Source organism: Brevibacterium limosum, assembly GCF_011617705.1.
Lineage (GTDB): Bacteria > Actinomycetota > Actinomycetes > Actinomycetales > Brevibacteriaceae > Brevibacterium > Brevibacterium limosum.
On the sequence record NZ_CP050154.1, the window covers coordinates 3883348 to 3905914 of the forward strand.

The following is a 22567-nucleotide window of genomic DNA, read 5'->3' on the forward strand; positions in this document are numbered from 1 at the left end:
TGTCACATTGGCGCGAGCCCCGTCCACGGACGCAGTGCCTCGATCGCGGCGGCGACGTCGAAGGCAGTGCCGTCGTCAAACGGGTGGGCGATGACCTGGACGCCGGTGGGGATGCCGCAGTCGGCCATCCCGGAGGGCACGCCCACGATCGGCACCCGGTTGCAGATGTTGAACGGCATCGTCATGTGCGCCTGCCAGTAGTGATCGAGGCGCACACCAGCCGTCCCACCAGTGGCAGCGACTGCACCGTCACCTGCGCCCTCGCGACCGACTCCGTCGCCACCGACCGTGATCCCGTCGAGATAGCTGGCTCCGGCTTCCAATCCCGCCACCGCCGAGGTGGGGGCTAGCAGCACATCGAATCCGTCCATCGCTGCGGCGAGCTCCGCCTGGATCTGCGCTTCCATGGCGAGACCGTCATAGAAGGAACGACGGGAGGCGACCGCCTCGGTGTCGGCCATGAACCGCAGCGTGTAGTCGGCCAGAGTGTCCTCGTGGCCGCGGGTGGCCGCGCGCATGGCGGGGGCGAGCAGGTACCCGAAGTGCGTGAACGCGGTCTCGAAGATCCGCTCGTATGTCCACGGCAGTTCGATCTCCTCGACTTCCGCGCCCGCCGACTCCAGCGCCGAGGCGATCGCGCGGGTGTTCGCTTCGATGTCCTTCCCGACGGGGAAGTCCCCCAAGCGCACGCACAGCGCGACCCTGCGTCCGCGGAGCCGGTCGGCCGCCTCGGCGGGGTCGAAGTCATCGAGGAATCCGGGCGAGGCGATCGTCGCGTGATCGCTGGCATCGACTCCGACCATCACCCGGGCGAGCAGGGCGGTGTCGGCGACGGAGCGGGCCATCGGCCCATCGCCGCGGTACCAGTCCGCGGCCAGGGGCTGGACGCCGGGGATGCGGCCGTAGGGTGCCTTGAACCCGACGGTTCCGGTGAACGCTGCGGGCAGCCGCGTCGAGCCGGCGATGTCCGAGGCGGTGGCCAGGGACGCGAAACCGGCGGCGAGCGCGGCACCCGATCCGCCCGAGGACCCGCCCGGTGAGAGCTCGAGGTTCCAGGGATTGCGGGTGACTCCCCACATCGGCGAATGCGTGATCGTCGCGCAGCTGAACTCCGGAGAGGTCGCTCTGGCATGGACGTACCCGCCGGCGGCGCGGATGCGTCCGATGATCGCGGCGTCGGCTGTCGCGACGGTGTCGCGTTCGTGGAGGAGACCCTGGGTCAGCCCGCGCCCGGCCAGGGCGTGCTTCTCCTTGGCGATCACGGGAAGTCCGAGCAAGGGCCGGGTGGCGGCCGCCTCGGCGAGGTCATCGCTCGTGGCGTTCGCGTAGAAGTCCTCCGCCTCCCGCGCCGAGGTGACCGCCTCCTCGATGACTTCCGTGACCGCATTGATGCGCTCATCTTCGGACGTGATGCGGCCGAGGAGAGAGGTCAGGTAGTCGACCGGCGACAGCTCCTTGGACCGGAAGGCGGCGAGCGCCTCGGTGGCGGACAGGGTCCAGGGTTCGGTCGCGTGGCTCGGTGGGGTGGCTGGCCCGGTTGGATTGGCGGTGCCGGGGCGCGGGGTGTCGGTGTTCATGCGCGCACCTCGGCAACGGACGAACCGACCCACACGGCGCCGTCACGGACATCGGCGAGCTCACCGCGGACGAGTTCGCCGGCCACGGACGTGAGCACGCGGACACCGCGAAGCATGTCCTCATCGGTGGTGAACTCGCGTTCGCAGTGGGAGACGCCGTCGACGCTGGGCACGAACATCATCACGGCGGGCACACGGTGATTCATCGCTACGGAATCGTGACCGGCCATCGTCTCGAGGCGGCGGATGCTCAGGCCTTCGTTGGCGACGGCCTTCTCGGCGAGTTCGACGCCTTCGCTCGGGAACTGGCGCTTGTCGCGGATGTCGAAGTCCTCGACGTTGATGGTGATGTCGTGGGCGCGGGCGATCTCAGCGATCTGCGATTTCAAGGAGTCTCTGGCTGCCTTGACGATGGCTGGGTCGGAGGAGCGGAGGTCGGCGACCATGTGGACGCGGCGGGGCACGACGATCGGCGAGTTCGGTTCGACGACGTGCTGGCCGACCGAAGAGACGAGGGCTTCTTCCTCGAACTCGTTCACCACCTCGGCGACGGCGAGGACGACCTTCGCGGCCGCGACGAGCGCATCGTGACGATCGGCCATGGCTGTGGCGCCGGTGTGGGACTGTTCGCCGAGGACGTCGATGTCGAGCTTCTGCGTGTACCAGCTGGATTCGACGACGCCGATGTCCGTGACTTCACGCTCGAGGATGCGGCCCTGTTCGATATGGATCTCGGCGTAGGAGATCGCCTCGGGCGGGGCGTCGGTGCCGGCGTAGCCGATGGCGTCCAGCGCCTCGGCGACGGAGGTGCCCTCAAGGTCGGTGACGGCGAGCATCTCGTCGAGGTCGAAGAGTCCGGCGTAGACGGAGCTGCCCATGATCGACGGGGCGAAGCGGCCGCCCTCTTCGTTGAACCAGTTGACGACAGCGAGGTTGAAGGTGGGTGGGAGCCCGGATTCGGCGAGCTCCTCTTTCACACGCAGGGCCGCGAACAGGGCGGCGATGACGCCGTAGGCGCCGTCGAAACGGCCGCCGAACGGCTGTGAGTCAAGGTGAGAGCCGATGAGGACGTAAGGGGCGCCGGGAACGAACTCGAGGCACGCGAACATATTCCCGATGGCGTCCACGCGCACGTCGAAGCCCTTGTCGGTCGCCCAGCCGCGCATCCAGTCGCGCGTCTGCTTGTCCTCCGGAGTCAGCGCCTGACGGTCGACGCCGTTGTTGTCCGTGGCGCCGATGGTGGCGACGAAGTGGAAGTCGGTGAGGAAGGCTGCGTCGGAAGACGGGGCTGCGTCGGAAGACGGGGCTGCCTGATGGTTCATTGCTGATCGCTTCTCTCTGGTGGGTTGGGTGTGGATAGGCTGGCGGCGGCCTCTGCTGTCATCGCGCACTCACCCCAGCCTGCCGCGGGTCTCGGGCAGACGGGTGACGAAGATGAGGACGAGGCACACGGCTGCGGCCGCAGCCATGTAGTAGCCGGGTGCGGTGTTGACGCCGGTGATGTCGACGAGCCACGTGCCCACGAATGGCGCGGTTCCGCCGAGCACCGCGTAGGAGATGTTGTAGCTGATGGCCGCCGAGGTGAATCGCGTCTTCGTCGAAAAGCGCTCACAGAAGAAGGTGTAGCAGCCTCCGCCGTAGCAGCAGAGCGCGAGGACGAAGATCGTCTGCCCGAGGAATGCCAGCCCCATGTGTCCGCTGGTCACAAGCCCGAATGCCGGCACCGAGGTGACCGCGAGCAGAATCGCACCCGCGATGAGCATGGGCCGACGTCCGAACCGGTCACCGAGGTGGCCGGCGATGGGCAGGAAGATCGTGTAGCTGGCCATGGCGATCGCGTTGGTCAGCAGCGACTGTTCGCGGCTGAGGTCGCCGGTGGTCTGGATGTAGGTGACGAAGTAGGCCGAGAGCATGTAGAAGCCGAGCGCGGTGACGCCGAGGACGAAGAAGACCTGGAGCATGCCGACCCAGTTCTCGCGGAAGGAGTCGCGGATCGGGCTGAATTCCTTGGGCCGTTCGGCGGCTGTCTTCTTGAACAGCTCGGACTCGTCGGTCTTCGTCCGGATCCACAGACCGACCGCCGACAGCGGCAGTGCCAGAAGGAACGGAACACGCCAGCCCCATGAGTCGAAGGCAGCGTCGCTCATCACGGTCGACAGCAGGAGTATGAGGCCGCCGGCGAAGACCGAGGGCAGAGCGGTCGCGGCCAGAGTGATGTTGATCCACAGTCCGCGCTTGGTCACGGGGGCGTGTTCGTAGACGAATGAGGGCCCGCCCACGGATTCGCCGCCTGCGGAGAAGCCCTGGCCGAGTCGGGCGAGGATGAGCAGGATCGGGGCGAACCAGCCGATCGTGTCGAACCCGGGGAGGATGCCGATGAGTGCGGTGCAGGCTCCGACGAGGAAGATCGTGATGGTCAGAGTCTGGCGCCTGCCCACTTTGTCACCGAGAGCTCCGAAGAACAGTCCGCCGAGGGGGCGCATGACGAAGGCGACGCCGAAGGTCGCGAAGATGACCAGCAGACCGGTGATCCGGTCGCCGTCGGGGAAGAAGTATTCGGACAGGATGACGGCCGAGAGCCCGTAGAGCGTGAAGTCGTAGAACTCGACGAACTGGCCGATGCTGCCGCCGAGAAGCACCTTCCGCTGCATCTTCGTCGATCGGCCGTGACCGTCGGCTGCCGGCGCGTGGTCCTGGCCGGTGATGGGAGTGGACATCAAAGCTCCTTTGCTCTGTCACCCTCTCGGGTCTGTCGTCCTGGTGGGCCTGTCACCCTGGTGGGACTGTCACTTTGGTGAGCGTGTCACCCTGGTGGGCGGATGCATCACTGTCTGTCCCAGTGATGCTTGCCATTCATTCTCATCAGCGAATCGGGATCGGTCCAACAGATACTTTCTAACATTGTCATCAAATGAATCCATGGCAGAGGCTCAGGCTGTCTTCCGTTCCGCGTCTGCCGCTCAGGAACGACGCGGTCGCCGCTCAGGGCCTTCGCGCTTGCCGCTCAGGAACGCCGCGCTTGCCGCTCAGGGCCTTCGCGCCTGCCGTTCAGACAACCCGCGCCTACCGCTTCGACGGACCGCACATACAGGTCAATTCCGAGGCATCACCCTTTCGAAGCAGCACCCAGCACCTCTCTGCTGACTTCACAGAAGGCTCTCCCGCGCCGGCTCAAACGCACGCCATTGGGCCAGATCACGGCAAGATCGATGCTCGGGAAGTCGTCGAGCAGGGGAACATCGACCGTCTGCAGACCGATATAGGTTCCCGATGACACGCTTTGGCTCAGCAGCGAGTACCCGTGCCCCATCGCCACGAACGACCGCAACGTCTCATAGCCGGAGAACGAGTGCCGAATCTTCGGCACAACCCCGGCGATGCGGAACAGCTCGTCGTAGTACTGCCTGGTGAACGGCAGATCGAGTTGAATGTAGTCTTCTGCGGCAAGCTCACGCAGGTGCACCGGCTTCGGCTTCCCACCCCTGGCAAAGCGATGATCGCGGGACACCAGAACGTGAGGTTCGACGACGTCGAGAAGGAAGGTGTCGAATCGGCCCGTCGGACCGAGCATGTACGTCAGCGCCAGATCGCAATCGCCTGCCGCGACGGCTTTCTGCAGGTCCTCCAGATCGGCCTCGAGGTACGTCACCTGCACCTCCGGGAACCGCTTTGCGAACTCGTCGTGGATCAGCGGCAGCCGAGTCGGCGCAATCGGCGAGAACACGCCGACGGTCAGACTCCCACTCAGAGACCGGGACAGCCCCTGCGCGGTCTCGCCGAGCGCGTCAGAGGCCTCGAGGAAGCCGGTCACTTCGGCAAGGAAGCGCTTCCCTGCCGGAGAGAGCACGACAGACCGGTTCCTCTGCCGGATGAACAGGTCCAGTCCGATCGACCGCTCGAGCTGAGCCATCGCCGTCGAAATCGCCGACTGTGTGACGTTGAGCTGCTTCGCCGCCTCGGTCATATTCTCCCGCCGGGCGACCTCCTGGAAGTACCGCAGCTGCACGAGTGTGAAATCGAGTCCCATAGCTCCTCATCTTCCCACCCACAATGACCCTGCATTCAGACGCAACCCCGCCGAGGCGGTCCCGCCGAGACGAGGAGGCCCTACCGGGGCCGCTCCGCCGCAGAGAATCCGCTCTCCGGCTCAATCGGCACCGCTCCATGTCAGTGCCGACGAGTAGAATCGACGTCAAATCAACCCTGAAACAAGCATTCGCCGCCGGCAACATCTCAAACACCGACTATGCCAGTTCAAATCGAATTATTTTCGAAGTTTCTATTGTTTTATCCAGATTGACTGTCTACACTATGAATAAGAGACCTTCAACGACGAACGGAACTCGACAGCGATGACCTTCACCCCCGACCGCAAGCGACGCAAGTCAGGAAAGCGCGACCGTCGTGCCGCCGCTGACTCGCGCAGCGGAGCGAGCAGAAGGCCGCCGATCAATTCGAACCCTGCGGATTTCCCCGACCTCCCGCCGCGCGCTGCTCAAGAATCCGCGGACAACGCACCCGTGCAGCCCGAAGCCAAGTCACCACACCCTGCATCTCTGGCGGAACAGCTCAAGGCAGCCGGACTCGATCTCAGCGGCCACTACCTCGCCGAGATGTTCGACGCCCTTGACCCTGTATCGACCGACGATCCTCCGTCGACCGACGGTCCTCTGACGACCGACGGGCCCCCGCCGACCGACGGCAAAGAATCGCGCGAAGATACGTCGGCTCCCGACGCCGAACAACCGACCGAAGCCGTCGAACCAGCGATTTCCGCCGAGGCTGAACCGAACGCACAGACGGATTCGACTGCACAGTTCGATGCGAATGAGCAGACCAGCTCAACCACGCAGCCCGAGACCTCCGGGCCCGCGAACCCGACCGCCGTAGGCAGCCACAGCACAGTTCCCGTTGCTGCTCAGCCCGAGGCTGGAGACGATTCTCAGCGACCCGCCTCGCAGCACCCGATCCTCACCGACGCGGCTTGGAACGACCTTGCCGCGAGCGCTCCCGAGATCACTGACTCGATCGCCTCGCTGACCGGACTGGTCGGAGCGCTTCGGGCATTCGACCGACCGATGGGGCCGAGCGAGGCCCTGCAGGTCATCGATGGTGCGGAGGCTCTGCGTCGGCTCAGCGAATCCCTGTCCACTTTGGCGCTGGCCGTCTACGAACGCGTCGGCACGCCCACAGACAGTGGCGCCAAGTCGACCAAGGCGCTCATCCAGGAACGCCTCAATCTCTCGGGGCGAGAAGCGAATCGCCGGGCAAAGCTCGCAGAGAATCTTGGTGGACGTGTCGCACTCGATGGCCAACCGCTCGAGCCCGAACACCCACTCGTTGCCGAGCAGCTCCACCTCGGCACCCTGCCGGCCGAGCATCTCACTGTCATCGAAGACTGCCTCAAGGCGCTGCCCGCATGGGTGGACCAGGAGACGAAATCCCGGGTGGAAGCCGACCTCGTGAAGTACGCGGCGTCGGTGACCGTCAGCGAGCTCCGCGACATCTTCCGTCAGATGCTCGCTCTCATCGACCCCGACGGTGTGGAGCCGCTCGACCCCAGCGATCGCTCCGCCTACTTCGTCACCGCCCGTCCCAAACGCAACGGCGATTGGAGGCTGGAGGGCGTCCTCGATCCCGTAGCGGGATCCGAGCTTCATGGGCTGCTGACATCGCGGATTCAATCCGGCAAAGGCAACACATCGAGCACAGCGGGAGCAGAGCCCACGAACGCCGAGGCGGCCGTTGCCGAGGGCGAAGACGTTCCAGCAATCGTCCCGAACGCCGGACTCGGTCAGCCCCCCGGCGAGGAACGGTTCGAACCGATCGACGCTGTACTCACCGGAGACCGTTTCGACGCACCCCCGTGGGCCGTTGTCGAGGCTGCCGGTGAGACCGAGGCCGGTTCCGCAGATTCCCCTGCCGACCGCTCCATTCCTGCCGGTCACGGTGTCCGCGCCGACGGTGCGGCCGTTGATCTCATGAGCGAGCAGCCCGGCGCGAGGGTCTGGATCTACGAGCGTTTCGCCACCCTCATCTCGCGCATCAGTATGAAGGAAGCCGCCAAGGGTTCGCCTTATGCTCTCGTCGTCACAGCCAAGGCGTCTGATGTCGCCGACGGCACCGGCGAAGCCACCACAGGCTCCGGCGACCGCTTCCCGATGAGCGACATCACCCGTCGCGGCCTCAACGGCACGGTCTTCTTCCACTTGATGGACGAAAAAGCTCGCACGGTGGAAGTCCGCACGGATCAGCGCTTCGCCAACAAGAAGCAGACTGCGATCGTCACCGCCCGGGATCGCGGATGCGTGTTCCCCGGCTGCGACGCACCGGCGGGATGGTGCGACGTGAACCATGTCGTGCCGCACGCCAGGGGCGGTGAGACCGACATCAATAACATGTGCCTGCTCTGCAGCTTCCACCACCACCTCATGGACCGCTCTGACTGGGAAGTCCGTATGCTCACTGATGGGCGGCCGGCCTGGCGCCCGCCAGAGAGCATTGACCCCGCTCGCGCTCTCATCCTGCACTCACGGTTCATCACCGACGACATCATCGACGGTCTCTTCGGCACGTAGCTCTGCTCGGTCGCTCAATGGCACCGTTGTGTCTTCATCCCGGCGTGAGCGCGCAGGACACAATCCGCGCCCACACCCACAATCGGCGTCCGCACCGCAGTCTGACTCCACGACCGCCGCCCTGCCGACCACATTTGATCCATGTTTCATGACGCGAGCAGATGCGCGAGACGCGAAATGACGCAGACGCACACTGCAGCCTGTGCGAAATATGGCCAGTCGGCCTCACAGCGCGAGCCCGCACACCGTCACCGAAAAGGATCCGTGATTTCGCGCAGTTCGATGAGCAGCCGGCGTAGCGTGTCGAATGATTCGTCCCCGAGGTGGTTCGACCATTCTTCCTCGACCTCGGCCTCCGACCGACGGGCGACAGCGATGACCTCATATCCTCGATCGGTGATGGTGATGAGCTTGGCGCGGCCGTCCTCAGGATCATGCGAACGCCGCAGGTAGCCTGCCGCAATGAGTTCGTCGACGAGGTAGGCAGCACTCTGCTTCGTCAGCTGCGCGGACTCGGCGAGTTCGGTCAGTCGTGAGCCTTCCGGGTTCACTCGCTCGAACAACCTCGCCTGCGACAGGGTGATGGAGTGCCCGGCGGCTTCGACGGCGGCCATCGACCGCATCTCCACCTGCCGGTAGGCGAGGAAGGCGAGCATCCCGAGGCCCGGCTGCCCGCTCGGACGCGACAGCTCACTTGAACCCGATTGCGCGCTCTTCCCATCCATCAGCATTCCCCCACCGCTCGAAATAGCTCTTGTGCCGCTTCACTGCGGCTCCTATAATAGTCAGACTATCTGACTATTATTGTTCGTTCCACCGCCCTCACCGATCGCGAATAACTACTCGAAATCCGAAACGGGCCGTCCCCCGCAGACGGGAGTTCCCGCGCAGACTCGCTGTCCCGCACAGACGGGCCGCCCCCACACAGACCGGCCATCCCGCACAGACACGCCGTCTCACACAGACGCGTCAACCCGCACAGAAGAACAGAAGTAACGCTCTTCACAGAGGAGAAAGCATCATGGACGATGCACTGTGGTCCACTGTCGAAGCCGAACGCCTCAGCCTGGCCGAGACACTCGACTCACTCACACCCGAGCAGTGGGCGACTCAGTCCCTGTGCTCCGAATGGAGCGTCCGGGACGTGGCAGCACACTTGGCCATGACACCGACCGCGCCCACATTGGGACAGATCGCCGTCGGCCTCCTGCGCTCCCGCGGCGACCTCTGGGCCTTCGGCCGAGACATCGCCCGAGACTACGCCCAACGAGCGACCGACAAGATCGTCGCCGAACTCCGCCGCACCGCCGCCTCCCGACACCTGCCGCCACTGACCAATCCGGACAACGCCCTCCTCGACATCATCGTCCACGGACAGGACATCACACGGCCGCTGGGAATCGACCGTCCGGCCCCCACCGGCGCGGGCCTCGCCGCCTTCGACCGCGCCTGGTCGATGGGCTGGCCCTTCCACGCACAGCGACGCCTGCGCGGCATCCGGCTCACCGCCACGGACGCGGAGCTCGCCGTCGGATCGGGCGCACCGGTCGAGGGCCGCCTCGGCGATCTGCTCCTGCTCGTCACCGGTCGCACCGAGGCCGCGCTGCCGCACCTGTCCGGAGCGGGAATCTCTCTGCTCAATTCACCACCGATCCCAAGGAAATGATCATCATGATCGCCATCGTCACCGTGCTCGGAGCCTTCGGGCTCGGCTGCCTCCTCCACTCGCGGCTGGCCGCCCACCTCAGCTATGCCGTCGCCTACCTCTGGGCATTCGTCTTCCAGACTCTGTACCTGCTTCTGGCCAGTTTCGATGAAGCCGATGACCCGGTCTTCGCCCCGGGATCGTTCCCTCTGGAGTACGGGCTGTTCACCCTCGGGATCCTCATCATCGGCTTCGCCCTGGTCGAAGCCGGCCACCGACTGCGGGCCCGACTGCGCCACCGCCGGAGCATCCGCGCGGAAGAGACGGCCGACGGCGGGCTGGCGGCCGCATAAGAGATTCTCAGGCGGGTGCAAATAGACTGGACTCATGCCTGCAGTTCCCACGAGCGCGCTCCTCGCCGAGACCACCCTTCCGCACGACATCTCGGCAGCGATCCCCAGCCCATCCGTTTCGAGCTTCCAGCTCGGGCCGCTGACGATCCACTTCTATGCGCTGTGCATCCTCGTGGGCATCATCATCGCAATCGTGCTGACCAACCGCCGCCTGACCAAGCGCGGCGTCGAGGACTGGCAGGTCCTCGACATCGCGACCCTGGCCGTGCCGATGGCCATCGTCTTCGCCCGCATCTACCACGTCATCACGCATTACACCGACTACTTCGGTCCCGGCCGCAACCCCTGGAATCCGTTCGAACCCGGATCCGTGTGGGCGATCTGGGAGGGCGGCATCGCCATCTTCGGCTCCCTCATCGGCGGCACCCTCGGCGCGTGGATCATGTGCCGCAGACTCGGTCTCAGACTCACCACCCTGCTCGACGCTCTGGCCCCGGGCCTCATCCTCGCCCAGGCCTGCGGACGCTTCGGCAACTGGTTCAACCAGGAGCTGTTCGGCCTGCCCACCACCCTGCCCTGGGGCCTCGAGATCGATCCCGGCAATCCGGCCATTCCGCTGGGCACTCCTCCCGGCACCCTGTTCCACCCGACGTTCCTCTACGAGGTCATCTGGAACAGCCTCGGCGCTCTCGTTCTGCTCTACCTCGGCCGGCATGTCTTCTTCCAGTGGGGACGCCTGTTCGCCGTCTACCTCATGTGGTACGGCGCCGGCCGCATCGTGTGGGAATCCATCCGAATCGACCCGAGCTTCGTCATCCTCGGCCTGCGCACGAACGTGTGGGGCGCGATCGGCGCCGTCGCCCTCGGAGTGGCGATCATGCTCATCCAGTGGAAACGCCACCCCGAACCCGAGGAATCACCGTTCATCCCCGGCCGCGAACCCCAGCCCGCGAAGGACTGAACGAACCCCTCGCCGACAAGCAAACCCTCGCCGAGGCGGCTCTCCCCTTCGCGCAATCGTTCACTCCCAGCCGAGGCGGCTCCCCCGCTCGCGGAAGCATTCACCCCCAACCGTGAAAACTCTCTCCCACCCGGGATGCGTTTCCATGTAAAGCTACTGTCAAGTAACATAGTTCGTATGCACTTCCTACGCATGCTCTTGCACCTGCTCAGATCCCGGCGACGTTCTGCACGCGACATCTGGGACACGTATTCCCTCCCCATGCGCGTTCACCTGGGCGAGATCGACATCTTCATGCATCTCAACAATGGCAAGTACTTCTCGATCATGGATCTGGGGCGACTCGACATGATGGTGCGCAGCGGAGCATGGCAGGCGATGCGGGACCGCGGATGGACCGGCGTCGTCAGCGCCGAGACCATCAGCTTCCGCAAGTCGCTGAAACTCTGGCAGAGCTACAGCCTCGAGACCAAGGTCTGCGGGGTCGACGAGCGCACAGTGTTCTTCGAACAGCGCATGGTGGTCGACGGAGAGATCTTTGCCCGGGCCTTCGTCGCCACACGCCTGATCTCCGAGAACGGCACGCTCACCAGGGACGACCTCGGGGATGCATTCGGGATGCCGGAGATAGAGCCTGAACTGCCCGACTGGATCCACGACTGGCGCCGTCACAACTCGCTGCCGAGCACTCGACGACCGGCGTGGCACAGCTGGGCCTAGCCGAGCCAGTGGCCAGGCTCGGCTGGGCTCTGTCGGTCATGCCCGGGCTCCCGTCCCCCGCGGTGCACGGCTGGATACGGGTCCGGATCGGACAGGAGCCCACCGCACGAGCTACTCGCCCGCAGCGATCCACTCATTGAGGCGGCCGAGCCCGGTCGTGATCGCGGCTTCGTCGATGCCCGAATAGGCCAGACGGATATAGGAGCGGTCCTCCCCCGGCTGCGGTGAACCGAAGTGCTCACGCGTGCAGAATGAGACTCCCGTATTGTGCAGGGCTTCGGTGGAGAAGTCGGCCAGGGTCGCGATCCCCTTCGCTTCCATCGCCTCGGTGACATCGGGGAAGACATAGAACGTCGACCCGGGAGTCGCCACGCTCATCCCGGGAATCTCATTGATGAGGCGGCAGGTGGCATCGCGACGTTTGCGCAGCACCTCCAACATCTGGCCGACCGGTCCCTGCGGTCCGCGCAGCGCAGCGATCCCGGCCCACTGCACATACTGGTTCGTGCAGGATTCGTCGTTGGTGTTCATGGTCGAGATCGCCTCGGCGACCTCTTTCGGCGCCACCGCACAGCCGAGCCGCGAACCGGTCATCGCGTACTTCTTCGAGAACGTGTAGAGGATGACAGTGCGCTCGCGCATACCCGGCAGAGCGGCGATCGACTGGGAACGGCCCTTATAGCGCATCTCGAAGTACGCTTCATCGGAGAGCACCCACAGGTCGAATTCCTGCGCGATCGCGGCAATGGCCTCACGCTCGCCCGGAGTAGATTCGGCGGAGATCGGGTTCTGCAGATCGTTGTAGATGATGGCCGTGGTGTTCTCATCGATCGACGCCCGCAAGTGATCGAGGTCGATGGCGAAGCCGTCAGAGGTCGGCACATACCGGTACGGCAGCGCCGTGCCGCCGAGGTACTCGATCTGGGACTCGTAGATCGGGAATCCCGGGTTCGGGTAGAGCACGCCTTCACCGGGGTTCATCACCGCTTGGAGGAATTTCGTGATCACGGGTTTGCCTCCGGTGGTCACGACCACCTCGGCGGGGTCGATCGTCATTCCGCGCCGGTAGCCGATGTCATCGGCGAGCGCCTCCCGCAGTTCGGGGATGCCCGGTCCGGGGCAGTAGCCGGTCTTGCCGTCGGCGATGGCCTGCTCGAGCGCTTCGACGATATGCCCGCCCATGGGGAAGTTGAGGTCGCCGAGGTGGAACGGGAACACCTCGTTGCCCCGTGCCTTCCACTCGGCGGCGGCTTGGGCCACACGGAACGCGGTCTCGGTGCCGAGGTTGTCCAGGCGGTGAGCAGTCTTCATTTCGGCTCCTTCATATAGGCGATCGCGAAGCCAGTACTCGGCCCGGCTCGTCACGGTTCACTCACGATAGAACACCAGGACTGGAAATGTCAGTGGCTTCGGCGTCCCGGACCGGCCCCAGCCCCGGCAGAGACGGTGCCGGAACCGTCCCGGCCCCGGGCCCAGCCCCGGCAGAGACGGTGCCGGAGCCGTGGCGGCCACAGGCATCCCAGCCCGTGCGGGACGGCACCGGGCCTTCGCACGTCGACCGCTGCCTCAGCCGGCTGCCGACGCACTGCGTCCGGCCAGCAGACACCACAGGCCGATGACGAGGAAGACCGGAGCGCCGAGGATCCCGCACCAGAAGCTCGGCGCGGCAGTCTCGCGCGGCAGGACGAAGGCCAGGACTGCGATGAGCGTCAGCAGCGCTCCCGCCAAGTGGAGGACGGGCTGCCCGAACACAACGGCGAGCGCGAAGAAGTGGACGCCGACGATCGCGAGGATGAGCGGGGCGACGATCTCGGCCTGTCCGGTGCGAATGAGGAAGAAGCTCGCCACCGCCCCGATGATGACCTCCGCCCAGAACACGATGAGGTAGAGCGTGAACGCTGAACTCCCGGTGGTGAGGGCACTCGATTCCGACCAGCTCCCGATGACTGTCAGGATGCTCGGGATCATCAGGCACAGGCCCGCGACGGTGAGACCGGCGAGGACGAGGCGGAAGATGAGGCCCTTCGGCGGAGCTTCCTGCGCCCAACCGGCCCAGGCGAAAGCGGCGAGCCCGAAGATCGCTCCGATCATCAGGAGGTCGCGGGGGTGAGCCAGGTCGATCATCGGAGTTCCTCTTCATCGAGGACAGGTCACCTGCAAGCCTATCCCGGTTCGCGATCTCGGCCGACGAGCGGAATATCGGCTCAGGCAGTGCCCCAGATGTCATCGCCGCGGCTGAGGGCGTCGAAACCGCCGTCGACGAAGATGATCTGCCCCGTCATCCGCGAATTCGCCGCGGAGACGAGGAACGCGTGCACCGCCGCGATGTCCTCGGCGTCGGCGGGGCCGTTGAAGGGCGTGGGCATGGCCGTCGCAGCCTGCTTCCGTCCCTCCTCGGAGGCGAAGAGCTCCTTCGTCATCGCGGTGCGCACCTGACCGGGCCCGACCCCGTTGATGCCGATGCCCAGCCCGGCGTAGTCGTCAGTGGGCGCGACTCGGCGGATCCACCGCGAGATCGCCCGCTTCGAACTCGAGTAGTTCGCATATCCGGCCTCGGGTCCCTGCTCGGCCAGTTCGGCACCGCGGGCCAGAGCCGCCTCGACGTCTCCGTCCAGCAGAAGGTCGACGAGCTTCTCGTCGTTTCCCTGCAGCGTCGCCGCTGAGGTGGTCACACTGATCCGCGGCGCCCCGGATTCGACGAGCAGCGGGCGCAGGGCTTCGATGAGCCGGACCGTGCCGATGTAGTTGATCTTCGGCGACAGCGGAGTCGGGAAGGAGACGCCGGCATTGGCCACGAGGCCGTCGATGCGACCGCCGCTGATGTCTGCGATCTTCTGGGCGACCTGTGCGATGGAGTCCCGGTCCCCCAGGTCACCGGTGACGTCTCCCTTCTCGAGGTCGACGCGGAGCACGGTGTCTCCCTGGCGTTCGAGGATCTCGGCGGTCGCCTCCCCGATTCCCGATGCTGCTCCGGTGACGACGATTGTCCGTGCCACGATGCCTCCTTCAATCTCCGCAATGGCTTGAATCTCCGCAATGGCTTTGTCTGCCGGGCGTTTGGCCCTCAGCCCAGTCTAGGGATGATGCAGCTGAACCGGCACCGTCGACGACAGGTGAGCTGGGGATGCTCGCTGGTCGGCCGCCAACCTGAGCAGTCAGAGGATTCAGCATGGAGCCAGGACGATATCAACAGTCGATACATTCGGGCGCAACCATTTACTTCGCCTTGAGCGTGAGATAGAACTGTTTCCGTAGGCAACCGACTGGTCCGCCTCGAGTTCAGGAGTTGATCCGTGTCCTACTTCAATGGTGAAGCCTCGCACTGGCTGGCGGCCTCCCCCGCCGAAGACATCGCCCCCGCCCCGCTGCCGCGCGAGAAACAGGATCTCGTCATCGTCGGCGGCGGGCTGACCGGCCTGTGGTCGGCGTATTACGCCAGACGGGCCCATCCCGATTGGTCGATCACGATCATCGAGGCCCGTCACATCGGCTACGGCGCCTCCGGCCGCAACGGCGGATGGCTGTCGACCCTGATGCCGGGCAACAGGGCCAAGTTCGCCGAGGCGGTCGACCGTGCCCGCAAGGACGATCCCGACGGGCCGGTCGGGTCCGCGGGGCTCGACGGTGTGGCAAGTGTGCGGGCCTTCCAGTCCGCGCTCTTCGACTCCATCGACGAAGTGCTCGAGGTCTGTGCGACCGAGGGCATCGATGCCCACCAGGTGCGCGGCGGCCATATCGACATCGCCCAATCCGAAGCCGGCCTGTCCCGGCTGGGAGATCTGTTCGAGGGGAATGAGAAGTTCGGCTACGGGGCCGAGGACATGCAGTTCCTCGACGCCGAAGCCACCCGCGCTCACATCAACGTCGACGGTGCTCTCGGCAGCATCTTCTTCCCCGGCACCGCCGCCGTCGATCCGGCGCTGCTCACTCAGGGACTGGCCCGGACCCTGAGGGAATCGGGCGTGACCATCTGCGAAGCCACCTCGGCGAGGCATATCCGCAAAGATTCGGTCGCCACGGACCGCGGTCCCGTGTACGCGGACACGATCTTCGTGTGCCTCGAAGGGTATTCGGACACGGTCGGCGGCGAGCTTCCGGGGCTGAACGGGCGGCAGGTCATCCCGGTGTTCTCGTCGATGATCGCGACCGAGCCGCTGTCAGCCGAGGCGTGGGAGTCGATCGGCTGGGAGGGGCGCGAATGCCTCGGCGATACCGCGCACACCTTCATCTATGCCCAGCGCACCGCCGATGAACGGATCGCGCTCGGCGGCCGCGGGGCACCGTATGCGTATCGGTCGGGACTGCCCGGTGACGGCAAAGTTCCCGCCGAGGTGGTCGACCTCCTGGCCGGGCGCCTGTCCTCGCTGTTCCCGGACCTCGATTTCGAGGTCGCGCACGCCTGGCGCGGGGCGCTCGGAGTGACACGCGATTGGTGCGCCGGGATCTTCTTCGATCGGCAGCAGCGGATCGGCGTGGCCCGCGGCTATGCCGGGCACGGAGTGACGGCCACGCATCTGGCCGCGAAGACCCTGCTCGATCGGGCTGCCGGGGCGTCGACCCCACTGACCGGGTTGCCGTGGAACGATCACTTCTCCGGTCAGTGGGAGCCCGAGCCGATCCGCTGGCTGGGCATCCGGTCGATGTACAGGATCTTCGGCATCGCCGACTCCTGGGAGGCCGCAACCGGGGCGAAGAAGACGAGCCTGCTCGCCCGCTTCGGCTCCCGCCTGGCCGGGCTGCACGAGTGACGGGATGGCTTCGGCTTCGGCTTCGGCTTCGGCGTCCACCAGGCGAGCCGACGTGCGGGCCCTCCGGCAATCCGCGCTACCAGCTTGGTGGACCGACAAGAGCTTGGCCAGGGACCGAGCTGTTGTCATTTCACCAAGCTGAAGTGCTGGATCGCTCAGAAGTTCGGCACTGACGAAACTGCTCATCTGCAGTCACGGTCTTACGCTGTGACCGACCTCTGTCGCACGTGCAGAATCGGGTGCAGACTGAGGCCATGACGAGTTCGCACAGCCGCATCTCCCCCATGGCCACCTCCTACCCCGCCTCGAGCATCCGCAAGATGTTCAACCGCGCGCTCGATTTCCCCGACGCCGTGAAGCTAACCGTCGGCGAGCCGGACTTCAACACCCCTGAGCACATCAAGGCCGCCGGAATCCGCGCCATCGAGAATGACAACACCCGCTACGTCGCCAATGCCGGCGTCCCCGAACTGCGTCAGGCGATCGCCCGGAAGTACTCGGCCCGGTGGAATCGCAGCATCACGTCCGAGAACGTCATGGTCTCCTTCGGTGCGATGGAGGCACTCACCTTCGCCCTCGACATCACCGTCTCCCCTGGTCAGGAAGTCATCATCCCCGACCCGAGCTTCCCGAACTACATGGGTCAAGTGCATCGCCTCGGCGGGTTGGCCGTGTCCGTCCCCGTGACTGAGGACAACGACTTCAAACTCCGCGCCGAGGATGTTCGCGCCGCGATCACGGACAAGACCGCAGCGATCATCATCAACAGCCCCTCGAACCCTCTGGGCTCGGTGATGGACCGCGCCGACATCGAACAGATCGCCGACCTGGCCGATGAGCACGGTTTCACCGTCATCTCCGATGAGGTCTACGACGAGATGGTCTTCGATGACGCTGCCTTCACCTCCATCGCCGAGGTGCGCCCCGACTTCGATCGGTTCCTCGCCGTCGGCAGCTTCTCGAAGACCTATGCGATGACAGGCTGGCGGTGCGGTTTCGTCATCGGTGCGACCGACTTCATTGCCCCGATGGCGCTGCTGCAGGAGGGGCTGACCTCGAGCCTGCCCGGCTTCGTCCAGGAGGCAGCTCTCGCAGCGATCGAGGGACCGCAGACCGCGGTCGAGGAGATGGTCGCCTCGTATGCGCGACGGCGCGAGCTCATGGTCGAACGCATCAATGCCATTGACGGCCTGAGTCTGCTGCGGCCGGCGGCGACGTTCTACGCGTGGGTGAACGTGTCCGAATGGGGTTTGGACTCTTGGGAGCTCGCCACTCGACTGCTCGAGGAGCACAATCTCGCGACGATTCCCGGTTCGGCCTTCGGCCCGGCCGGCGAAGGCTACCTGCGTCTGACCTTCGCGGTGTCCGAGGACACCATCAACACGGCGTGCGACCGGCTGGAGGCTTTCGCCGCCGGGCGGTGAGGTCTCAGGTGCGCGGGTCAGTCATCAACGCGGCTGACTTCCACGCGCCCCACCGGTCAGCGGTGAGGTGTGAGGAATCCCTCCAGCCGAGCGGCAAGAACTACGGGATCGACGTCATGGGCCTGGCCGGCGAGGGTGTCGAACCGTCCCTGGCTCACCGCCCTGGCAAGTTCCTCGGCGCCCCACCGCAGCGAGTCAGTCGAGTCTCCTCCGGCAAGCGCCAGAGTGGGCGCGGACACTTCGGAGGCAGACTCCGGAACCGCCCCGTCCGCCATGATCTCGTTGTCATAGGCCAGCGTCGGCGCAATGGCCGTGAAGGTCTCCCATTCCGGCGACTGCTGCATTCCCTCGATCATCGGCAGGGGCATACCGATTTGGTTCATAAAGGCTGCGACCGCTCCGCTGTGATCGTCGGCTTCGAGACACGCGGCCACCTTCTCCGCCTGCTCCACGGTGTTGGAGTCGGCGGGTTCCGCCGAAAATGGAGGTTCGTAGACGAGCAGGTGAGTCGCCGCTGAGCCGACCTTTGCCGCGGCCCGAACAGCCAGAGCACCGCCCGACGACATCCCGAACAGAGCTGCTCGTCCGCCCACTTGCGCGATGAGAGCCTCGATATCCTCGACTTCTCGGGCGGGTGCATAGGGAAGAGTGTCACCGCTCTCGCCACGGCCGCGCCTGTCGTAGAGACACACGGTGTGAGTGCCTTGCAGCTGGTCGGAGATCGCGCGCATCGGGCCTGCCTCGCGGTAACACATCGCCCCGTCGACGAGGATGACGGGCGGACCCTCGCCAAGGAGTTCGTAGGCGATGGACGTACCGTCCGCGGAAGCTGCTGTGCTCATGATCTCTTTCCTCTCTGGTTCAGGATCAGTTCTCTCAGTCGGGCGAGCGCGGCGGAAAAGTCCTGTTCGACATCTCGCCCCTCACCCCACAGCGGCGAGTGCTGCGTTCCAGGAACCATAGAACTTACGCACGGCCGCAGCTGAGGGCACCTCGCCCTTGTGCTCGGCAGCGTATTCCGTATAGGACTTGTAGGTGGCTCCGACGCCGCGCGATTCGCAGTCGGCGACGAAGGCGGCGATCGCCTTGTCGTAGGCGGCCGAGTCAAACCGCAGCTGCCCCTTGGCACGGCCGACCTTGTTAGTCGCCAGTCCCGCCGCCTTAAGTGCTTCGTTCCAGGAGCCGAACCGCTGCACCGCGGTCTGACTGGTCGGCGGCCAGATGGTCGCGCCCTTCGCTGAGGTCGCTCCCAAACTGTCGAGTACCGTTGTGCGGACCTTGTCATACCTGCTGGCGGTGAGACTCGGGACCTCGGCCCGACCACGGACGTACGCTACCGCCGCCGCCACCTCGGCGAGAATTGACGTCACGGACGTCGCTGAGTCCTCGAGTTGGACGGTCAGTGCGGATTCCACCTCGGCGAGGGTCTCCCGGTCGGTGGGGCTGAGCTTCGCGGGGTCGGCGCTCGCGGGGATCCCCGGCGCGCCGGTGGAGTCGAGGCTGCGGGCGGTGATGAACAGCAGCGCACCGAGCACGGCCAGCGACGAGGTGTGGGTTCTCCCGGTATCAGACATCCATTCCATCTTACGATCTCAGGCGTCGGCGCGCGCCTAAGACGGGAAATGCATGTGCCCGACCGCGGATGCTCAGGTCGATCATCGTGCTCAGCATGAAGATCACTGCGCTGACGACTGCCGCGATGAGGACGGACAGCGGCACCGAATCGATGATGAGCAGGTAGCCGCCGCCGAGGAGGAGCAGGGACGCGGCTGCAGAGATGGCTCGGCCGGTGAGCGTTCCGCTGATCGCGCTGCCGTCGAGGATGACGTCGATCGTTCGGGAGACGACGAACCAGGCGCTGAAGACTCCGAGTGTGGCCAGCATCGACTCGGCGAAGTTCAGTCGCATCGGCAGCTGCATCGTCCACCCGATGATCGTCGCCGAGAACGGAAGGACGATCGGCAGACCCAGCGCGACGATGACGAGCGCGGAGAGAGTCAATGGGCTCCGATGTCGGTGGGCGATGGTCATGGGACGTCCTTTCTCGTGCGGACTCGGTGATGGGTGGGGAGGCGGTGCTGAGTCGAGCGGCGGTGGCGCTGCGGCTGTGGGCGCTCGGTCTCAGCCCGCCAGCAGGGCGAGCGAGCCGGTGGCGATGAGCGTGGTCAGGGTCGTCCAGGCGATGATCGCGATGCCCTGCCACAGCAGGATCCACGAGGTCTTCACACCGGCGCTGACTAGGATCGTCGACGTGATCTGAGTGGGAATCGCGAGCGGTCCGAGCAGGCTCGCACCGGGAACCCCGAAGCGGGTGAGGAACTTCTTGAACTTGACCCGCCCCTTGGATTCGGGCTTCCCATCCTCGCCGAGGCTGCCCTCCGTGACCGTCTTACCTGCAGTGATATCGGCAGGAGTATCAATCGCCGACAGGTCGACGGCACCGTCGATTCCTGACAGATCGGCTGCGGCCTTCGACGGTGCAGACATCATTGGAGGCGCTGCAGGGGCGGCACCGAGGGCGGCGAGTTCACGTTTCTCGTTCTGACGAGCCGCGACGGCACGGCGGGCCCTGGCGCCGAGGAGCACGATGACGGTGACGCAGATGAAGTTGCCTACAGCTCCTGCAATACCGGCAAGGACGGGGTTCATCCCCGCCCAGACGCCGATGATCGACGAGACCTCACCCTCGATGAAGGGGATGGCACCGGCGGTCGCGATGATGAAAGGCTGCAGCAGATCGGGGACCTGGGCGGCGAGGCCTTGGAAGAATTCGATGATGGGGTTCATGGGCGTCCTCCTGAACGTGTTCGGCAGAGCCGGCCCCGATGGACCGGATCTGATGGTCGATACGTTCAGTACAGACTGTGTTCTCGGAACAGGGTCAAGCCCTCATCGGCGAACCCAGCGAATCCTCAGCTCTCTTCCTCGGCCGCCATCTGTTTGATGAAGGCGATGAATCGCTCGCGATCGTCGTCCGGAATATCGAGAGTCGGGAAGACGGAGATGAAGGCGCGCTGGATGACGTCGATCTGGGCGTCGTTGTACAGCTCGCTGATCGTGCCGATGATGGCGGCTTGGCCCATCCTCACGTCCCCGGTCATCCGCTCGGTGGGTGCGAGCATCCAAGGTTTGGCCTCGAGATGACGCTTCATCGTCGGGGCGATCTGCTCGGCCAGTCGCGCACGGGTGGCTTCATCGGCATCCTCGGCGAGTTCGTCGACCTCCTGGTCATAGGGCGCGGTCTCGGACATGATGCTTCTCATCTCCGCCAACGCCGAGTCTTCGTAGAGGCTCGAGTAGATGTTCATCAGACTGCGGTCGGCGCTCGACATCCTCGTGGCGATGTCGATGAAGCTGGAGGCCGTATCGATCGGCGCGCCGTGTTCGAGGAGTTGGGCCACCTCGGAGCGGGCTTTCTCCAGGGCAGCGATCTGGTCGCCGAGGTCGCTCTCGAGCTGTTTGAGCGCAAGCTGCTGCTGTTCGTGGTCGTCCGCGACCGAACCGATGTCGGACAGCGGAATCCCCAGCTCACGCATCCGCCGGATCTGGTTGAGCCGCAGCAGGTGAGACGCCCCGTACTGCTTGTAGCCGTTGCTCATCCGTTCGGGCTCGGTGAGCAGGCCGAGCTTGTGATAGTGCCGAATGGTGTTGACCGTCGTGCCGGTCAGGCGCGCCAATTCGCTCGTGCTCCATCCCACGGTCAGGTCCTTCCGCCGATGCCGTGTGGTTCCGTGTCGATTGGTTCCGTGTCGATTCCGGATGGGGTCAGTCTATGCGTACGGACTGACATGGACGGTCTGATGTGCTCGGACTACCGTGAAGCCATGAACGCAGGATTCGATTCGGTCGAGGCCCTCGTCTTCGACATGTTCGGCACCGTCGTCGACTGGCGTGAGAGCGTAGCCGCCGAGGTGGCCGTGCACTTGCGCGACCACGTTCCCGACCTCGTGCCGCGGGAGTTCGCCGATGCATGGCGGGCCGAATACCAGCCGTCGATGGAGCGGGTGCGCAACGGTGAGCGAGAGTTCGTCCGTCTCGATGTGCTCCATCGGGAGAATCTCGAGGCGGTTCTCGAGGGCCTCGGCGTGATTCCTTCCTCGATCCCGGCCGAAGTGCTCGACGAAACCAATCTTGCCTGGCACCGACTCGATCCGTGGCCGGATGCCGTTCCCGGACTGACCAGGCTCAAGAGGAGTTTCATCATCGCGCCGCTGTCGAATGCGAACCTTCGCCTGGCCCTCGACGTCGCCAAACGTGCGGGCCTGCCGTGGGATGCGGTCCTCGGCGCCGAGGTGGCTCGTGCCTACAAACCCGATCCCGACGCGTACCTGCGCACCGTCGACATCCTCGGCCTCGAACCGCATCAGGTCGCCATGGTCGCCGCACACAACAGCGACCTGGCCGCGGCGCAGGCTCTCGGGCTGCGCACTGCCTTCGTCCGTCGCCCCACCGAGCACGGTCCTGAACAAACGACGGATCTCGAACCCTCCAGTGCCTGGGACGTCGTCGCCGACGACTTCGAGGACCTGGCTGACCAGATCGGCTGACGCATCGAGCAGGC

The 22567-nt window shown here is 65.3% G+C and carries 21 protein-coding genes; 8 read left to right on the forward strand and 13 right to left on the reverse strand.

Annotated elements, in window-relative coordinates; genetic code table 11:
* Positions 1-2 precede the first annotated feature (2 nt).
* The 4 genes from GUY37_RS17355 to GUY37_RS17370 all read right to left on the reverse strand — a co-directional run bounded on the left by GUY37_RS17355 (position 3) and on the right by GUY37_RS17370 (position 5604).
* Entirely contained in the window at positions 3-1577 is a 1575-nt protein-coding gene (locus GUY37_RS17355) for an amidase (RefSeq protein WP_166828263.1), read from the reverse strand.
* Positions 1574-2899, reverse strand: coding sequence for a M20 family metallo-hydrolase (locus GUY37_RS17360; protein WP_166828266.1), 1326 nt, complete (start codon positions 2897-2899; stop codon positions 1574-1576). The genes GUY37_RS17355 and GUY37_RS17360 overlap by 4 nt, the downstream gene beginning before the upstream one ends.
* Before the next feature lie 69 nt (positions 2900-2968).
* Positions 2969-4294 (reverse strand): MFS transporter, encoded by a 1326-nt coding sequence (locus tag GUY37_RS17365; protein ID WP_228278239.1) that lies wholly within the window; start codon positions 4292-4294, stop codon positions 2969-2971.
* A 389-nt stretch (positions 4295-4683) separates the two neighbouring features.
* On the reverse strand, positions 4684-5604 hold the full coding sequence (locus GUY37_RS17370) for a LysR family transcriptional regulator (RefSeq protein ID WP_166828269.1): 921 nt from the start codon (positions 5602-5604) through the stop codon (positions 4684-4686).
* Positions 5605-5929: 325 nt separating this feature from the next.
* Here GUY37_RS17370 and GUY37_RS17375 point away from each other — a divergent pair, with 325 nt between their 5' ends.
* Positions 5930-8155, forward strand: a complete 2226-nt coding sequence (locus GUY37_RS17375; RefSeq protein WP_166828272.1) for a DUF222 domain-containing protein — start codon at positions 5930-5932, stop codon at positions 8153-8155.
* Between the two features lie 248 nt (positions 8156-8403).
* On the opposite strand, the gene GUY37_RS17380 is transcribed toward GUY37_RS17375, so the two are convergent.
* The gene (locus tag GUY37_RS17380) at positions 8404-8880 is read right to left on the reverse strand and encodes a MarR family winged helix-turn-helix transcriptional regulator (protein WP_166828275.1); all 477 of its coding nucleotides are present in this window, start codon (positions 8878-8880) and stop codon (positions 8404-8406) included.
* 296 nt (positions 8881-9176) lie between these two features.
* Here GUY37_RS17380 and GUY37_RS17385 point away from each other — a divergent pair, with 296 nt between their 5' ends.
* The 4 genes from GUY37_RS17385 to GUY37_RS17400 all read left to right on the forward strand — a co-directional run bounded on the left by GUY37_RS17385 (position 9177) and on the right by GUY37_RS17400 (position 11834).
* Positions 9177-9821 carry a maleylpyruvate isomerase family mycothiol-dependent enzyme gene (locus tag GUY37_RS17385; protein ID WP_166828278.1) on the forward strand — a complete coding sequence of 215 codons (645 nt, stop codon included), beginning with the start codon at positions 9177-9179 and terminating at the stop codon, positions 9819-9821.
* The gene (locus GUY37_RS17390) at positions 9818-10153 is read left to right on the forward strand and encodes a hypothetical protein (RefSeq protein ID WP_166828281.1); all 336 of its coding nucleotides are present in this window, start codon (positions 9818-9820) and stop codon (positions 10151-10153) included. The genes GUY37_RS17385 and GUY37_RS17390 overlap by 4 nt, the downstream gene beginning before the upstream one ends.
* Positions 10154-10187: 34 nt before the next feature.
* The gene (gene lgt / locus GUY37_RS17395; RefSeq protein WP_166828284.1) at positions 10188-11114 is read left to right on the forward strand and encodes a prolipoprotein diacylglyceryl transferase; all 927 of its coding nucleotides are present in this window, start codon (positions 10188-10190) and stop codon (positions 11112-11114) included.
* 261 nt (positions 11115-11375) lie between these two features.
* On the forward strand, positions 11376-11834 hold the full coding sequence (locus tag GUY37_RS17400; RefSeq protein ID WP_323127512.1) for an acyl-CoA thioesterase: 459 nt from the start codon (positions 11376-11378) through the stop codon (positions 11832-11834).
* A 111-nt stretch (positions 11835-11945) separates the two neighbouring features.
* On the opposite strand, the gene GUY37_RS17405 is transcribed toward GUY37_RS17400, so the two are convergent.
* The 3 genes from GUY37_RS17405 to GUY37_RS17415 form a co-directional block, all read right to left on the reverse strand.
* On the reverse strand, positions 11946-13145 hold the full coding sequence (locus tag GUY37_RS17405) for a pyridoxal phosphate-dependent aminotransferase (protein WP_166828289.1): 1200 nt from the start codon (positions 13143-13145) through the stop codon (positions 11946-11948).
* 255 nt (positions 13146-13400) lie between these two features.
* Positions 13401-13958: a hypothetical protein gene (locus GUY37_RS17410; RefSeq protein WP_166828292.1), complete on the reverse strand. Its 558-nt coding sequence runs from the start codon at positions 13956-13958 to the stop codon at positions 13401-13403.
* Positions 13959-14038: 80 nt separating this feature from the next.
* Positions 14039-14830 carry an SDR family oxidoreductase gene (locus tag GUY37_RS17415; protein ID WP_166828296.1) on the reverse strand — a complete coding sequence of 264 codons (792 nt, stop codon included), beginning with the start codon at positions 14828-14830 and terminating at the stop codon, positions 14039-14041.
* 297 nt (positions 14831-15127) lie between these two features.
* Between GUY37_RS17415 and GUY37_RS17420 the strand changes: the two genes are divergently transcribed.
* Both GUY37_RS17420 and GUY37_RS17425 read left to right on the forward strand, forming a co-directional pair.
* Positions 15128-16582, forward strand: coding sequence for an NAD(P)/FAD-dependent oxidoreductase (locus GUY37_RS17420; protein WP_166828299.1), 1455 nt, complete (start codon positions 15128-15130; stop codon positions 16580-16582).
* A gap of 254 nt (positions 16583-16836) precedes the next feature.
* Complete coding sequence (locus GUY37_RS17425; RefSeq protein WP_166828302.1) at positions 16837-18006, forward strand: pyridoxal phosphate-dependent aminotransferase; 1170 nt, start codon at positions 16837-16839, stop codon at positions 18004-18006.
* A 56-nt stretch (positions 18007-18062) separates the two neighbouring features.
* Here the strand turns inward: GUY37_RS17425 and GUY37_RS17430 are convergent, their stop codons facing one another.
* From GUY37_RS17430 to GUY37_RS17450, 5 genes are all read right to left on the reverse strand, one after another.
* On the reverse strand, positions 18063-18848 hold the full coding sequence (locus GUY37_RS17430; RefSeq protein WP_166828305.1) for an alpha/beta fold hydrolase: 786 nt from the start codon (positions 18846-18848) through the stop codon (positions 18063-18065).
* A gap of 81 nt (positions 18849-18929) precedes the next feature.
* Complete coding sequence (locus GUY37_RS17435) at positions 18930-19580, reverse strand: homing endonuclease associated repeat-containing protein (RefSeq protein ID WP_228278240.1); 651 nt, start codon at positions 19578-19580, stop codon at positions 18930-18932.
* Positions 19581-19590: 10 nt separating this feature from the next.
* Positions 19591-20037 carry a hypothetical protein gene (locus GUY37_RS17440; protein WP_166828309.1) on the reverse strand — a complete coding sequence of 149 codons (447 nt, stop codon included), beginning with the start codon at positions 20035-20037 and terminating at the stop codon, positions 19591-19593.
* Between the two features lie 90 nt (positions 20038-20127).
* A complete protein-coding gene (locus tag GUY37_RS17445) occupies positions 20128-20793 on the reverse strand; it encodes a small multidrug efflux protein (RefSeq protein WP_166828312.1) in 666 nt (221 codons plus the stop codon).
* 125 nt (positions 20794-20918) lie between these two features.
* The gene (locus GUY37_RS17450) at positions 20919-21704 is read right to left on the reverse strand and encodes a helix-turn-helix domain-containing protein (RefSeq protein WP_166828314.1); all 786 of its coding nucleotides are present in this window, start codon (positions 21702-21704) and stop codon (positions 20919-20921) included.
* 126 nt (positions 21705-21830) lie between these two features.
* Between GUY37_RS17450 and GUY37_RS17455 the strand changes: the two genes are divergently transcribed.
* On the forward strand, positions 21831-22553 hold the full coding sequence (locus GUY37_RS17455; RefSeq protein WP_166828317.1) for a haloacid dehalogenase type II: 723 nt from the start codon (positions 21831-21833) through the stop codon (positions 22551-22553).
* The last annotated feature ends 14 nt before the right edge of the window (positions 22554-22567 follow it).

Excerpts from the sequence above, each read along its gene's own strand:
- GUY37_RS17355 (WP_166828263.1), bottom strand. The coding sequence starts at position 1,577 with ATGAACACCGACACCCCGCGCCCCGGCACCGCCAATCCAACCGGGCCA.
- GUY37_RS17360 (WP_166828266.1), bottom strand. The coding sequence starts at position 2,899 with ATGAACCATCAGGCAGCCCCGTCTTCCGACGCAGCCCCGTCTTCCGAC.
- GUY37_RS17365 (WP_228278239.1), bottom strand. The coding sequence starts at position 4,294 with ATGTCCACTCCCATCACCGGCCAGGACCACGCGCCGGCAGCCGACGGT.
- GUY37_RS17370 (WP_166828269.1), bottom strand. The coding sequence starts at position 5,604 with ATGGGACTCGATTTCACACTCGTGCAGCTGCGGTACTTCCAGGAGGTC.
- GUY37_RS17375 (WP_166828272.1), top strand. The coding sequence starts at position 5,930 with ATGACCTTCACCCCCGACCGCAAGCGACGCAAGTCAGGAAAGCGCGAC.
- GUY37_RS17380 (WP_166828275.1), bottom strand. The coding sequence starts at position 8,880 with ATGGATGGGAAGAGCGCGCAATCGGGTTCAAGTGAGCTGTCGCGTCCG.
- GUY37_RS17385 (WP_166828278.1), top strand. The coding sequence starts at position 9,177 with ATGGACGATGCACTGTGGTCCACTGTCGAAGCCGAACGCCTCAGCCTG.
- GUY37_RS17390 (WP_166828281.1), top strand. The coding sequence starts at position 9,818 with ATGATCATCATGATCGCCATCGTCACCGTGCTCGGAGCCTTCGGGCTC.
- lgt (WP_166828284.1), top strand. The coding sequence starts at position 10,188 with ATGCCTGCAGTTCCCACGAGCGCGCTCCTCGCCGAGACCACCCTTCCG.
- GUY37_RS17400 (WP_323127512.1), top strand. The coding sequence starts at position 11,376 with ATGCGCGTTCACCTGGGCGAGATCGACATCTTCATGCATCTCAACAAT.
- GUY37_RS17405 (WP_166828289.1), bottom strand. The coding sequence starts at position 13,145 with ATGAAGACTGCTCACCGCCTGGACAACCTCGGCACCGAGACCGCGTTC.
- GUY37_RS17410 (WP_166828292.1), bottom strand. The coding sequence starts at position 13,958 with ATGATCGACCTGGCTCACCCCCGCGACCTCCTGATGATCGGAGCGATC.
- GUY37_RS17425 (WP_166828302.1), top strand. The coding sequence starts at position 16,837 with ATGACGAGTTCGCACAGCCGCATCTCCCCCATGGCCACCTCCTACCCC.
- GUY37_RS17430 (WP_166828305.1), bottom strand. The coding sequence starts at position 18,848 with ATGAGCACAGCAGCTTCCGCGGACGGTACGTCCATCGCCTACGAACTC.
- GUY37_RS17435 (WP_228278240.1), bottom strand. The coding sequence starts at position 19,580 with ATGTCTGATACCGGGAGAACCCACACCTCGTCGCTGGCCGTGCTCGGT.
- GUY37_RS17440 (WP_166828309.1), bottom strand. The coding sequence starts at position 20,037 with ATGACCATCGCCCACCGACATCGGAGCCCATTGACTCTCTCCGCGCTC.
- GUY37_RS17445 (WP_166828312.1), bottom strand. The coding sequence starts at position 20,793 with ATGAACCCCATCATCGAATTCTTCCAAGGCCTCGCCGCCCAGGTCCCC.
- GUY37_RS17455 (WP_166828317.1), top strand. The coding sequence starts at position 21,831 with ATGAACGCAGGATTCGATTCGGTCGAGGCCCTCGTCTTCGACATGTTC.